We start from the raw sequence: 12,893 nt of genomic DNA, 5'->3' as shown, positions 1-12,893 counted from the left end.
CGCCGAGATCCGAACGAGGCTCCCCGCGCGCCCGATCGATCCTGCACATCTCACAACGAGATCGCAGGCCATGGTCGCCTCACTCCAGATCGGCACGCAGGCCGCCTACTACATCCGGCGCTACTATCACGGTGGCGAGATCGATCTCGCTGCGACCTGGTACGCGCCGAAGAGCAAGCTCGGCGTCGTCGACGGGGCGGCGGTCGCGGCAACGACCTTCGAACGCCTGCATGCTGGCCTCGACGTCGACGGGCGCCCGCTCCTGACCACCACAGGTCGGACCGTCGAAGCACTCGATCTGACCCTATCTACAATGAAGGGCGCGTCCGTCGCCTATGCGCTGACCGACGACCCGACGCTGCGGCAGGCGATCCTCGACGCCCACCGCGACGCCGTCCGGGCCACCCTCGACATGCTGCAGGCCGAGGACATCGTCGCCCGGCGCGGCAAGGGCGGCCACATCCGCGAGCCGGTCGGGATGACGGCCGCCGTGTTCAGCCATGACACATCCCGGCCGGAAAAGCACAGCGACGATCAAGTATTCGCCGACTGCAATATTCATTCGCATTGCGTTATATTCAATATTGCAGAGCGCGCGGATGGTACGGTCGGGACTATCGACACGCGCATCGGCCGAGCCAAGATGCTCTGCGGGAGTGTCTATCATGCCCATCTGGCTCATAACCTCATAAAGCTTGGCTTCACGATCTCGGAGGTCGGCCCAAACGGCATCTTCGAGATCGGCGTCGATCGGGATCTCTGTCAATACTTCTCGGCCCGGCGCGAACGCATCGTCGCCACCCTCGCCGAGGCGGGCTTGTCCACTGCCGAAGCCCCTGAGGTCGCCGCGGCGGCCGCCCTCTCCACCCGCCGGACGAAGATCGATGGCGGCGAACCCGATCGGTTCGCCGATTGGCAGGCGCGGGCGCGCGGCCTCGGCGTCGACCCCGGGCAACTCATCGACGCGCTGCGCCGGGATCGGACCGACGGTCCGCAACCGGCCGAGCCGTTCGCGCGACGCCTCGTGGGTATCCCGCGAGAGCTGACCGAGCACGAGGCCACCTTCAGTCGACGCGAGCTTCTGCGGGCCGTCGCCGTCGCCCATGTCGGGACCGACGCCGACCCGAGCCTCATCAGCACTCGTGCCGCCGCGATGATCGCCGACGGGCACGTGGTCGCGCTCGAACGGCCGGGTGGCGATGGGCCGATCTACTCGACGCCGGAGATGATCGGCATCGAACGGCAGACGCTCGCGTCCGCTCACGACCTCGCCGACGCAAATTGGCGCGGGATCGACCGGGCGGCGCTGGTCGCGCGCTGCGAGGCGGCTGCCCTGACCGAAGATCAGGCCGCGGTCGCCGTGGCCCTCGGCGACGGTCGGGCCCTGGCCTTCCTCGAAGGCCGCGCCGGGACGGGCAAGACCCGGACCCTCGCTCCGCTGATCGAGCAGATGCGATCCGAGGGCTATCGCGTCATCGCCGCCGCGCCCGCCTGGCGCACCGCCAAGATGCTGCAGGACGACCTCGGCATCGAAGCAAGAGCGATCGACGCTTGGCTTGCGGTGGATCGCAAGGGTGGCCGTTTCCTCGATGGACGCACCGTCCTGATCGTCGACGAGGCCGGCTTGCTCGGGGTCCGGGCGACCCATGCGCTGCTCGAAGCCGTCGGGCGGGCCCGCTCCGGCTCCGACGCGCCCAAGCTCGTCCTGGTCGGCGATCGTGCGCAACTCGCGCCGATCACCGCTGGGTCCGGCCTCGACCTCGTCGGCCGCCTCGACGACGGCGCCCGGCTCGACGCGGTTCTGCGCCAGCGCGATCCGGGGCTCCGCCGCGCCGTCGAACGGCTGGCCGCCGCCGACATCGAGGCGGCCCTCGCCGAACTTCGGGCCGGCGCTGGCCTCGTCGAATGCCGCGATGCCGCGGCCGCGGTCCGGACTGCCGTCGATCTCTGGTTCGCCAACTGCGCTGCGGCGCCTGGTCAGGATCACCTCCTCCTCGCGCGGACCCACGCCCGCCTCGCCGGTCTCAATGCCGAGATCCGCGGACGCCTGCGTGCCCGGGGCGACCTGACCGGTCCGGACATCGTCGTGGCCGCGGTCACGCCTTCGGGGAAACCGATGCCGCTCTCCATAGCAGTCGGCGACCGCCTGCGCATCGGACGGCGCGTCGACGCGATCGGGCGCGGGGTCATCAACGGCACCTCCGTCACGGTCGAGGCCGTGCAGGCGGCCGAACCCGGCCACGCCGTCGTCACCGGCCGGATCGACGGCGAGCGTGTGAGCTTCCACACCCGGGAGCTGCGCGACCGCCACGGTCGCGCTCGCTTGGCCCACGACTATGCAATCAGTATATTTTCCTCACAAGGGTTGACCAGCGAGACCTGCACGCTGCTGGCCGATGCCGACCTCGACCGGCGCGACCTCTATGTCGGCATGAGCCGCTCGCGTGGGGCAGCCATGCTGGTGGTCGACCGTGCCGCCGTCGAGGCACGGCTGCGCGTACTGCAGGCGGAGGCGGGATCCGAAGCTCCCATCGGCGACGAGGAACGACAGCGCGGCCTCGTCGCCGCCTGGTCGCGGGTCCGGATCAAGACGACGACGTTGCCCTTCCCCGAACCGGAGTCGCCTTCCGCCGCCGAGGCCGGACCGAGCCCCGGCACCTCGGCGGCGCGTCGAGGTCGCGATCGAAGCCAGCAGCGCGACCATGCCCGCTGAGCGCGCGCGGGCGCGACCGAAGGCGAAAACGGACGCGGCCCGGGCGGTCGAGGTCCTCCAGCCTGATCCGCTGCCCGCCGGGCCGCGACCGGTGGCCGATACCGGCTGCGCGTCACGACAAGCTGGCGACGACAAGCGCTCTTGCACCGGCGCGGAGCAGACGCGGACCAGGACACCAGCCGAACTTCGGAATAAAGCGCCGAAGACCCGCGCCTGTAGGATAGTGGCAAGTGCGCCACCGGACCCTCGGCTTTGTCGTGAAAAGCATCGGCGCGATCCGGTTGCGGACATCGTCCGCGTCATCGACGATCTGCCGCGTCCGGTCCCGGTCAGTCACGCGGAGATCGACGTACTGGAGACGTATCTCGGCGCGATGCTCGATGGCCTGATGCGCGAGTTGATATCGTGACCGCGACAGGTCCGAAGGTGGGATCATGCGGGAAGCTGTGGAGTCGATCCGCAGTGACGTGAATCGCTCAGCGATCTGCCGTATCGTCGATCTCCTGTGAGCGTGAGGAACCCGTCATGAACATGCAGGTCCGCAAGGCCAAGCTGGTGCCCCGTGTCGAAGGACCGATGCGCGCGGCCGCCTACCTGCGCGTCTCGACCGGCCGCCAGGCGGAGAGCGATCTCTCGATCCCCGATCAGAGGAAGCAGATCGCCGCCTTCTGTGCCGCCAAGGGCTGGCTGCTCGTGGCCGAGTACGTCGAGCCGGGCGCCTCGGCGATGGACGACGTTCGCCCCGAGTTCCAGCGGATGATCGAGCGTGCCGGGGATGGCGATCACCCCGTCGACGTCATCGTGGTGCATAGCTTCAGCCGGTTCTTCCGCGATGGCTTCGGCCTGGAGATGTATGTTCGCAAGCTCGAAAAAGTCGGCGTGCGCCTGGTCTCAATCACGCAGGAGCTTGGCGACGATCCCGGCCAAGTGATGATGCGCCAGCTCATCGGGATGTTCGACGAGTACCAGAGCCGCGAGAACGCCAAGCACGTGCTCAGGGCGATGAAGGAGAACGCCCGGCAGGGCTTCTACAACGGCGCCACGCTGCCGCTCGGCTACGGGCTCGAAGAGGTCGAGAAGCGCGGCAACCGGGTCAAGAAGCGCCTTGTGGTCGATCCGGTCGAGGCCGAGACCGTGCGGCTGATCTTTCGGCTCTATCGGTTGGGCGACGGAACCTCGGGACCGCTCGGCGTCAAGGCGCTGACCTGCTGGCTCAACGAGCGCGGCCATCGCACCAGGGCGGGCGCCCGCTTCGGGGTCGCCACCATCCACGGCATCCTGACCAACACCGTCTACTTCGGCGAGTGGGTGTTCAACCGACGCTGCTCGAAGACGCTGATCGAGAAGCCAAAGGCCGAGCACATCACGATCGACGTGCCGGCCATCATCGACCGGACCGAGTTCGACGCGGTGGCCGCGACGCTCAAGGCTCATAACCCGCGCACGACGCCGGCCCGGGTCGTGACCGGGCCGATCCTGCTCACCGGCTTGGCCACCTGTGCGACCTGCGAGGGAGCGATGACGATGCGCACCGGCACCTCGAAGTCGGGACGGGTGTACACGTACTATTCCTGTTCGGAGCACAACCGAAAGGGTAAAACAGGTTGCACCGGCCGCTCGATCCCGATGGGCAAGCTCGACACCCTGGTGACGGACCACCTCGTGGCCGAGTTGCTGCAGCCCGACCGTCTGCGCGCGACGCTGGCTTCCCTGTGGGCTCTGCGATCCGAACGGGCGGCCGAAGTCGACGGCCGAGTCTCCGCTCTTCGCGCTGAGGTCACAGCGGCGGAAGACAAGCTCAAGCGGCTCTACGCGATGGTCGAGGAGGGCGTCACCGAACTCGACGACATCCTAAGAGAGCGGCTGTCGGCGTTGAAGCTGGAGCGCGACCGCGCCAAGGCGGCGCTGGATCGTGTCCAAGTCGCCGAGTGTCCCGCGGCGGCCATCGCCCCGGATCTGGTCGAGCGGTTCGGGGCGCTGATGCGCGAGAACGTGACAACGGGCGAGATCCCGTTCCGCAAGGCTTGGCTGCAAGCGATCGTAGACCGGGTCGAGGTCGACTACGACGTCATCCGCATCATAGGGGACAAGGCCAACCTCGAAGCCGCCATCGTCAGCGGCGGCACTTCAGCCGAGCTAGGTGTTCGCAGTTCTGTACGGAAGTGGCGCGCCCGAAAGGATTCGAACCTCTGACCCCCAGATTCGTAGTCTGGTGCTCTATCCAGCTGAGCTACGGGCGCCTTGCGGACCATTCGGCGGTGGAGGTCCGTTCGGTCGCGAGGGGGTGTCTAGAGGCTCGGTCCGGGCTTGGCAAGTGGCTCCGAGGGGGGCGCGGCCGCTTCGGTTCGCCGGGCGGCAAACCTGCCGGCCGTCCGGCGCATCACCGCCGGTCGGCGGATTTTCCGCACTGGATGGGGCGCGCCGACCTGCTATCTTCGAGTGGCATGAGCCGGACCGCGATCGTCATCCAGCCGCCTGCACAGTCGCCTCATCCGCGACCGCCCCCCGTCGAGCGCCTGCTCGCGCATGCCGACGCGGTGGCGCTTGCCCGACGCGTTCGGACGCACGGCGTCGCGCAACGCCAAACGCGTGCAACGCCAACCTCACGCATCTGCGCGACTGCGAACGAGGCGCTCGGTGCCCGCACCGGCCTAGAGCCGTGCCCGACCACGTTGGGTCGGGTCACGGCTCTAGGCCCTTGTTTTAACGCGCACTTTCGCGACGAACCGGCATCCACTTCGTCGGAGTGCGCTCTAGTGATGCGGGTGCACCCGAGCAACGACGAGATCCGCGGGTTCACGGCGTAGGCGCCGGAGGACGAGTTCGGTGCCCTGTGCCGCGCGCGCGGGGTGCCGCTGGCGCTCGATCGCGGCAGCGGCACCCCGATCGATCTTGCCGCCCACGGGCTGCCGCCCGAGCCGGGCGTGCGGGCGGCGCTCGCGCATGCCGACCTCGTCACCTGCAGCGGCGACACGTTGCTCGGCGCGGTCCCGTGCGGAATCGTCGCCGGCCGGGCTGCTGGGCAAGATCCGCAAGAGTCCCCTGAAGTGGGCGCTCCGGGTCGACAAGATGACCTGCGCGGCGCTGAAGGCGCCGCTGCGGCTCTACCTGCACCCCGGGCGTCTGCTCCCGCCTGCCGAGCCTGCGGCCCCTGACGCGGCCGGCCGACGCCATCGCCGCGCGCCTCGCCGGGCGGGCCGCGGTCGCGGTCGCTGCGTGCTGCAGCCAGATCGGCTCGGGCGCGCGGCCGGTCGAGACCCTGCCGAGCGCCTGCCTCGTCCTGGCGCCGCCCACGGGCAACGGCAATCGCCGCGGAGCGGGCGCGTGGCCCAGGCGCTTCGCGGCGGATCTCCGCGCCCTTCCCGTGCCGGTGGTCGGCCGGATCGCGGAGGGCACCCTGCGGCTGGACCTGCGCACCCTCGAGGACGAAGCGGGCCTGCTCGCCGGCCTCGACGCGCTACGATCCTGAGCGTTCTCCACCCATCGCCGGTCCACCGGGTCCTGGCCCGCACCTGCCATGCGGGCGTCCGGTGACAAGACACGGGATGGAGCCGCGCCCCGATGTAACGCGGTCCGCGGGGGAATTCCGCGTCGCGACCGCGCACCTCGGTCCCATATCGTGCTATGCGGGACGGCCGGGGCAGCGGGCGGCCGCGACGTGGTTCCGCTCGGGACAATTCGACGGCTGAGATGACGGGCATGGCGGACGTGAAGCGGGAGACGTCGGACCCGGTGATGGATCAGTCGCGCGATCCGCTGCTGCTCGACAACCAGCTCTGCTACGCGCTTTACGCGGCTGCCCACCGCATGACGAAATCCTATCGTCCGTTCCTGGAGCGGATCGGGCTGACCTATCCGCAATACCTTGTGCTGCTCGTCCTGTGGGAGACCGACGGCGTCACCGTCTCCGAGATCGGGCGGCGGCTGCGCCTGGATTCCGGAACGCTGACGCCGGTGCTCAAGCGCCTGGAGGGTGCGGGGATTCTGAGGCGGAACCGGCGGCGCAGCGACGAGCGCGAGGTCGAGATCGGGCTGACCCCGAAGGGATCGGCGTTGCGCGCGGACGCGGCGCAGGTGCGCCAGAGCGTGATGTGCCAGCTCGATCTGACCGAGCCGGAGGTCCAGGCGATGCGCAGCGACCTCAACCACCTGATCGACAGCCTGTCGAAGGACTGATCGCCCCTCGGTCAGGGCGCGACCTCCCGCGCGATCCCGGCAAGCCCGGCCTCGTAGACGCCGGCGATGTCGGCGACCGCCTCGGCATCGCTCATGCCGTCGGCCTCGAAGGTCGCGGTCCAGGTGACCATGGCACCGCGGCCGATCGGCGTCACCGCGAGGACCGCCGCGTAGCCCTTCACCGGCAGCGGCCCGGAGATCAGCCTGTAGGCGTAGCGCAGGCCGGCCTCGTCGCGGGCGGTCTCGATCTCGAGGATCGTGCCGAGCCCGCCCGCCGCGACGAGGGCGCGGACCGGTGCGCCGTCCTCCCTGGACAGCGTGCAGCCTGCCACCTGCGGGTGCCAGCGTGCGATGTCGCAGAAGCCCCCGATCAGCGACCAAACGGCCGCGGGCGGAGCGGCGACGACGCGGGCGCGCGTCACTTCGAGGGCCGGAGCGGTGCCGGATCGCGCGGCCAGGGCGAGGCCCAGCGCCGCCGCGGCGAGGCGGCGGCGGACGAGGCGGTGTGACGGGGGACCGGGCATCCGGATCGAAGGCGGCACCGTCTGCATGATCGTCCCCGAGGCTGCCCGGTGCACCCGGAATCGTCGATCAGATAGGGCGGCCGCCGGCCGCGATCATGGCTCCGTCGACAGGATCGCCCAGCCGTGGGGGCCGAGCCGGATGCGGGCGTGGAGGTTCCCGGCATCGATCAGCTCCGCCTCGCCCGCCTCCGTGCGCCACGCGCCCGGCGCGGGCTGTTCGGAGACGTCCTCGGACAGGTTGAGGGCAAGCAACAGGCGATGCCCGTCGCGGTGCGCTTCCAGCGTCAGCGCGGTGTTGGCGAGGTGGAGGCTGCGCGTCCGCGCCGCGTGCAGCCACGGATGGCGGCGGCGTAGGGCGATGAGGTCTTGGTGCAGGCGGAAGATCGGCCAGCCGTCGGGGGCGAGGTCGGAGGGCGTCGCGGGGAAGGCCGGGCGGATCGCATCGTCGCCGCCGGCCCGTTCCGCCTTGATGCCGCGAAACCCCTGCTCGTCGCCGGCGTAGATCGAGGGCGTGCCGCCGCAGGTGAACAGCACCGCGAGCGCATGCGGCAGGTGGCGGATGTCGGCGAGCCGGCTCGCGATCCGCGTGACGTCGTGGTTGCCCACAAAGGTCAGCGGCACGAAGGCGTCGAGGAAGCCGTCGTGGCGCTCCAGGGCGTGGACCAGTTCGAACAAGTTGCGGTCGTTGAGGGCGCTCCAGATCGCCTTCCACAGCTCGTACTGCGTCACCGCGTCCATGCCGGTCCCGGCGACGATGCCGGCATAATCGCCGTGGATCACCTCGCCGACGATGTAGGCGTCGGGGTGCGCGGCGCGGACCTGCGGCAGCACGCGTGCCCAGAACGAGGCCGGGACGGCGTAGGCCGCATCGAGCCGCCAGCCGTCGGCGCCGCGGGCGAGCCAGTGGTCCATCACCCGGACGACATGATCGGCGACCGCGGGGTTGGCGTGATTCAGCGTGACGAGCGCCCGATGGCCCTCGAAGCAGGCGTAGTCCGGCTCGTCGCCGGGGTTGGTGCCCTCCGGCCAGGACAGCCGGAACCAGGATGCGGTGGCCGCGCGCGGCCCCTCTTCCAGCACCGCGCGGAAGGCGGGGAAGGCGCGCCCGACATGGTTGAACACCCCGTCGAGGAGCACGCGCAGCCCGCGGGCGCGGGCGGCGGCGATCAGTCGGTCGAAATCCGCCGCGTCGCCGAGCCGCGGATCGATGCGCAGATGATCGATGGTGTCGTAGCCGTGGGTCGAGGACGCGAAGACCGGCCCGAGCGCGAGGCCGGTCGCGCCGAGGTCGGCGGCATAGTCGAGCCATGCCGCGAGGCGATCGAGCCGGTGGACGACCGCGCCGCCGCGCCGGAGCCTGGCTTCCGCCCCGACGAAGCCGAGCGGATAGACCTGCCACCACACCGTGTCCCGAATCCAGTCAGGCATGCTCGCGGGTGTCCCTCGCCGGTTCGCGGCGTCTGGGCGCCGTTGGGTCGGAGGCCCCCGCGACGGACGGCGTCGCGGACACTCAGCGCCGCAGGCGGTTGCCGAGGACGAAGCCGTACAGCCCCATCAGGATGATGCCGGCGGCGCCCTCGATCCCGACGAGCAGGTTGGTGAAGCGGCCGATCGGCTTCACGCCGATCTCCGGGGGGTTGGCCGTCATCATGTTCAGCGCGCTGTAGCTCAGCCAGTCGAGGGCGTTGCGGGTCGGTTCGGCGGTGCCGTCCGGGATCAGGCCGCCCGCGAGCCCCAGCAGCCCGGCGAAGGCGACGATCAGGATAAGGAAGGCGCGGGCGATCCGCGACAGGCTCTCGCCGTAATCGCACAGCCACTCGACGAAGCGGTCCGAGGTCCAGCGGTAGCCGTGGCGCAGGAACGCCCGGCCGTCCCGCGCCGTCCAGGCGGCGCGCGCCTTCGCGCCGGCCTCGAACCGGCCCATGCGGCGGCCGCGCTTGTACGCCCAGCTCGCCTCGTCGTGGCTGCCGATGCTCTTCAGGTTCTGCTCCAGGGCGAGGTAGCTCGCCTGCGCGCCCGCGTAATCGCCGGCCGCCTCCTCGCCGACCATGCCGCCGAGCTGCTCGATCCGCATCCGCGTGCCGTTGAGCCATGCGCCCGCGAAGCGCGCGTGGTGCAGCTTGCACGTGGCGAGGTTGAGCCGGACGAGGCTGGTGTCCGAGAGGTCCGCGCCGGAGAGGTCGGCGCCGTCGAGCTTCACCCCCACCAGGCTCGCCCCGCGCAGCCGCGAGCCGACGAGGCGGGCCTTGGTGAGGGTGGCGCCCTCGAAATCCGCGTGCGTCAGGTTGACGTCGGAGAGGTTCGCCTCGTCGAGGCGGGCGCGCCTGAAGCTGGTGTAGTCGGCGTCCGCGCCCGTGAAGTCGGCCCCCCAGAGGTCGGCGCCGGAGAAGTCCGCGCCGTCGAGGAGCGCCCTGGGGAAGTGCGCGAAGCGCAACGACGCCTCGCCGAAGCGGGCATCCTCCAGCATCGCGTCGCGAAAGCTCGCCTGTCCGGCGACGATCCCGCGGAAATCGGCACCGCTGAGATCGGCCTCGGCCAACTCGGCTTCCTCCAGGATCGCGCCGGCGAAGGCGGCCGAACGGCCGACGGCGCCCGTGAGGTTCGCGCGGCGCAGGTTCGCCCCGGAGAGGTCGGCCTCCTCCAGGCGGGCGCGGTCGAGCACCGCGTCGGCGAGGTTCAGGCCGCGGCAGGACGGGTCCCACCACGCGGGCGCGCCCGCCGCGGGATCCAGGCTTTCGGACAGAGCCCCGCCGCCGGCGCGCAGGCGCACGAGGTCGAGGCCGTGCTCGCCGATGCCGAAGGGCGCACCCCGCGCGGCCGCGATCCGGGCCAGCACGGCTGCGGTGCGGGGATCATGCGTCGCGTCGGACGCATGGGAGGCCGGGATCGCGTTCCGGTCGGACAATCGGGCTAGGCTTTCTGGCAAGGCTGTCCGGGAAGGCTGTCCGGCAAGGTTGTCGGCGGAGGCTCGCCGCAGCCGTAGCATACCGGGCGCCCCCGCGCCGCCCCCGCGCGCGGCGTCGACGGCACGGCGGCCCTGGACCCATCCCGGCCGCCACGGGTTCTCGTCACAGGCCGGGACTTCTTCCCGGCGGATGATCACGATGCCGGGAGCTTCAGGGATGACGGATACGGTGAATCTCGATCCCTACGAAGGCCCTGCCGGCGGCTGGGGCTCGGCGAAGTCGCTGACCGAGATCCTGTTGCGCGAGCAGATCCCCGCCACCGGCGGACTCATGCTGCGCCACCAGAACAAGCCCGGCGGCTTCATGTGCGTGAGCTGCGCCTGGGCCAAGCCCGGCAAGCCGGCCTTGTTCGAGTATTGCGAGAACGGCGCGAAGGCGACCGCCTGGGAGGTGACGCGCAAGCGCATCGGTGCGGCGTTCTTCGCCGCGCACACGGTGAGCGAGCTTGCGGGCTGGCGCGACTACGACCTCGAGGAACTCGGCCGCCTCACCGAGCCGCTGCGCTGGGACGCGCGGAGCGACAGGTACCTGCCGGTGTCCTGGGCGGACGCGTTCCGGGAGATCGGCGCGGAACTGAAGGCGGTCGCGCCGAAGGAGACGGTGTTCTACGCCTCCGGGCGCGCCTCGCTGGAAGCCTCGTACATGTACGGGCTGATGGCGCGGCTCTACGGCAACAACAACCTGCCCGATTCCTCGAACATGTGCCACGAATCGACCTCGGTGGCGCTGCCCGAAAGCATCGGCTCGCCGGTCGGCACCGTCCTGCTGGAGGCGTTCGAGCACACCGACTGCATCTTCTTCTTCGGCCAGAACCCGGGCTCGAACGCGCCGCGGATGCTGCATCCGCTGCAGGACGCGAGCAAGCGCGGGGTGCCGATCATCACCTTCAACCCGTTCCGCGAACGGGGGCTGGAGCGGTTCACCAACCCGCAGAACCCGATCGAGATGCTGACGAAGTCCGAGACCCGGATCTCGTCGCAGTACCATCAGGTGAAGGCTGGCGGCGACCTCGGCGCCATCTACGGCATCTGCAAGGCGCTGCTGGCCCTCGACGACGCGGCGCAGGCGAGCGGCGCCGAGCGGGTGATCGACACCGCCTTCATCGCGGAGCACACCCACGGCTTCGAGACGTTCGCGGCCTCGGTGCACGAGAAGACCTGGCCGGAGCTGGAGCGGTATTCCGGCCTGCCGCGCGCCGCGATGGAGCAGGCGGCGGCGACCTACGCGACCGCGAAGGCGACGATCGGCGTCTATGGGATGGGGCTGACCCAGCACCGCATGGGTGTCGAGACCGTGCAGATGCTCGCCAACCTGCTGCTCCTGCGCGGCAACATCGGCCGGCGCGGCGCCGGCATCTGCCCGGTGCGGGGCCACTCCAACGTGCAGGGCCAGCGCACCGTCGGCATCACCGAGAAGCCGGGCCTCGTCCCGAACGACAAGCTGAGGGAACTCTACGGCTTCGATCCGCCGATGGAGACCGGCCTGAACACGGTGGAGGCGTGCGAGGGCATCCTCGACGGATCGGTGAAGGCGTTCGTGGCGCTCGGCGGCAACTTCATCCGCGCCGTGCCGGAGACGGCGATGATGGAGGCGGCGTGGCAAAAGCTGCGGCTGACCGTCCAGATCTCGACCAAGCTCAACCGCAACCACCTGATCCACGGCGAGATCGCCTACATCCTCCCCTGCCTCGGACGGATCGAGATCGATACGCAGGTCGGCGGCCGGCAGGCGGTGACGATGGAGGATTCCACCGCCTGCATCCACGGCTCGAAGGGCTACGCGGAACCGGCAAGCCCGCACCTCCTGTCGGAGCCGCGCATCGTTTCCGAGATCGCCAAGGCGGCCCTGCCCGTGAACCCGCGGATCGACTGGGACCGCTGGGGCAGCGACTATGCCAGCGTGCGCGACGCGATCGAGGCGACGTATCCGGACCAGTTCAAGGACTTCAACGCCCGGATGTGGACGCCCGGCGGCTTCCGCAGACCTATTCCGGCCGCCGACCGGACCTGGAAGACCGACACGGGCAAGGCGAACTTCGTCACACCGCGCGGGCTCTCGGCCGATCCGGACACCGAGCAGGCCGACCCGGATGTGATGCGCCTCATCACCATGCGCTCGAACGACCAGTTCAACACGACGATCTACGGTTACGACGATCGCTTCCGCGGCGTGAAGGGCACCCGCATGGTGCTGTTCATGAACCGCGACGACATCGCCCGTCTCGGCTTGCGCGACGCGCAGACCGTCAACCTGGTCGGCGCGGCGGGCGATCAGGTGGTACGGCGCGTGGACGGCTTCCACGTGCTCGCCTACGACATCCCGAAGGGCTGCGTCGGCGGCTACTATCCCGAGTGCAACCCGTTGATCCCGCTCTGGCATCATGCCGAACGCAGCAAGGTGCCGGCGGCGAAATCGGTGCCGGTGCGGATCATGGCTGCCTGACGCGTTAAAGCGTTTGCCATGATCTTCGGATCACGAAAAACGCTCTAACTCCTTGTGTGGTCGCATTTTCTT

The 12,893-nt window shown here is 70.0% G+C and carries 8 protein-coding genes, 1 tRNA gene and 2 pseudogenes; 7 read left to right on the top strand and 4 right to left on the bottom strand.

The annotated features are described in order from the left end of the window. Positions 1-70: 70 nt before the first annotated feature. The 3 genes from mobF (at position 71) to ACFE86_RS08230 (ending at position 4,906) form a co-directional block, all read left to right on the top strand. A complete protein-coding gene (mobF, locus tag ACFE86_RS08240) occupies positions 71-2,713 on the top strand; it encodes a MobF family relaxase (protein ID WP_375454846.1) in 2,643 nt (880 codons plus the stop codon). Beyond that, a complete protein-coding gene (locus tag ACFE86_RS08235; RefSeq protein ID WP_375454845.1) occupies positions 2,703-3,122 on the top strand; it encodes a hypothetical protein in 420 nt (139 codons plus the stop codon). The genes mobF and ACFE86_RS08235 overlap by 11 nt, the downstream gene beginning before the upstream one ends. 116 nt (positions 3,123-3,238) lie before the next feature. After that, entirely contained in the window at positions 3,239-4,906 is a 1,668-nt protein-coding gene (locus ACFE86_RS08230) for a recombinase family protein (RefSeq protein ID WP_375454844.1), read from the top strand. On the opposite strand, the gene ACFE86_RS08225 is transcribed toward ACFE86_RS08230, so the two are convergent. After that, positions 4,877-4,953: transfer RNA gene (locus ACFE86_RS08225), tRNA-Arg, on the bottom strand. The genes ACFE86_RS08230 and ACFE86_RS08225 overlap by 30 nt on opposite strands. A 609-nt stretch (positions 4,954-5,562) precedes the next feature. On the opposite strand from ACFE86_RS08225, the pseudogene ACFE86_RS08220 reads away from it, so the two are divergent. The 3 genes and pseudogenes from ACFE86_RS08220 to ACFE86_RS08210 form a co-directional block, all read left to right on the top strand. Then, a pseudogene (locus tag ACFE86_RS08220) lies at positions 5,563-5,776 on the top strand (L-seryl-tRNA(Sec) selenium transferase); the annotation flags it as partial. Between the two features lie 70 nt (positions 5,777-5,846). Continuing rightward, a pseudogene (locus tag ACFE86_RS08215) lies at positions 5,847-6,074 on the top strand (L-seryl-tRNA(Sec) selenium transferase); the annotation flags it as partial. Between the two features lie 338 nt (positions 6,075-6,412). After that, complete coding sequence (locus tag ACFE86_RS08210) at positions 6,413-6,889, top strand: MarR family winged helix-turn-helix transcriptional regulator (protein WP_375454843.1); 477 nt, start codon at positions 6,413-6,415, stop codon at positions 6,887-6,889. An 11-nt stretch (positions 6,890-6,900) separates the two neighbouring features. Here ACFE86_RS08210 and ACFE86_RS08205 read toward each other — a convergent pair whose 3' ends face one another. The 3 genes from ACFE86_RS08205 to ACFE86_RS08195 form a co-directional block, all read right to left on the bottom strand. Then, a complete protein-coding gene (locus ACFE86_RS08205; RefSeq protein WP_375454842.1) occupies positions 6,901-7,440 on the bottom strand; it encodes an SRPBCC family protein in 540 nt (179 codons plus the stop codon). A gap of 66 nt (positions 7,441-7,506) precedes the next feature. Further along, positions 7,507-8,841 (bottom strand): alpha-amylase family glycosyl hydrolase, encoded by a 1,335-nt coding sequence (locus ACFE86_RS08200; protein WP_375454841.1) that lies wholly within the window; start codon positions 8,839-8,841, stop codon positions 7,507-7,509. Between the two features lie 82 nt (positions 8,842-8,923). Then, positions 8,924-10,318 (bottom strand): pentapeptide repeat-containing protein, encoded by a 1,395-nt coding sequence (locus ACFE86_RS08195; RefSeq protein ID WP_375454840.1) that lies wholly within the window; start codon positions 10,316-10,318, stop codon positions 8,924-8,926. 217 nt (positions 10,319-10,535) lie between these two features. Here ACFE86_RS08195 and ACFE86_RS08190 point away from each other — a divergent pair, with 217 nt between their 5' ends. Next, positions 10,536-12,821 carry an FdhF/YdeP family oxidoreductase gene (locus ACFE86_RS08190; RefSeq protein ID WP_375454839.1) on the top strand — a complete coding sequence of 762 codons (2,286 nt, stop codon included), beginning with the start codon at positions 10,536-10,538 and terminating at the stop codon, positions 12,819-12,821. Positions 12,822-12,893 lie beyond the last annotated feature (72 nt).

This window comes from uncultured Methylobacterium sp. (genome assembly GCF_964244095.1).
Classification (GTDB): Bacteria; Pseudomonadota; Alphaproteobacteria; order Rhizobiales; family Beijerinckiaceae; genus Methylobacterium.
Note: the sequence above shows the minus strand (reverse complement) of the source record. Positions and strands in the feature narration are given on the sequence as shown.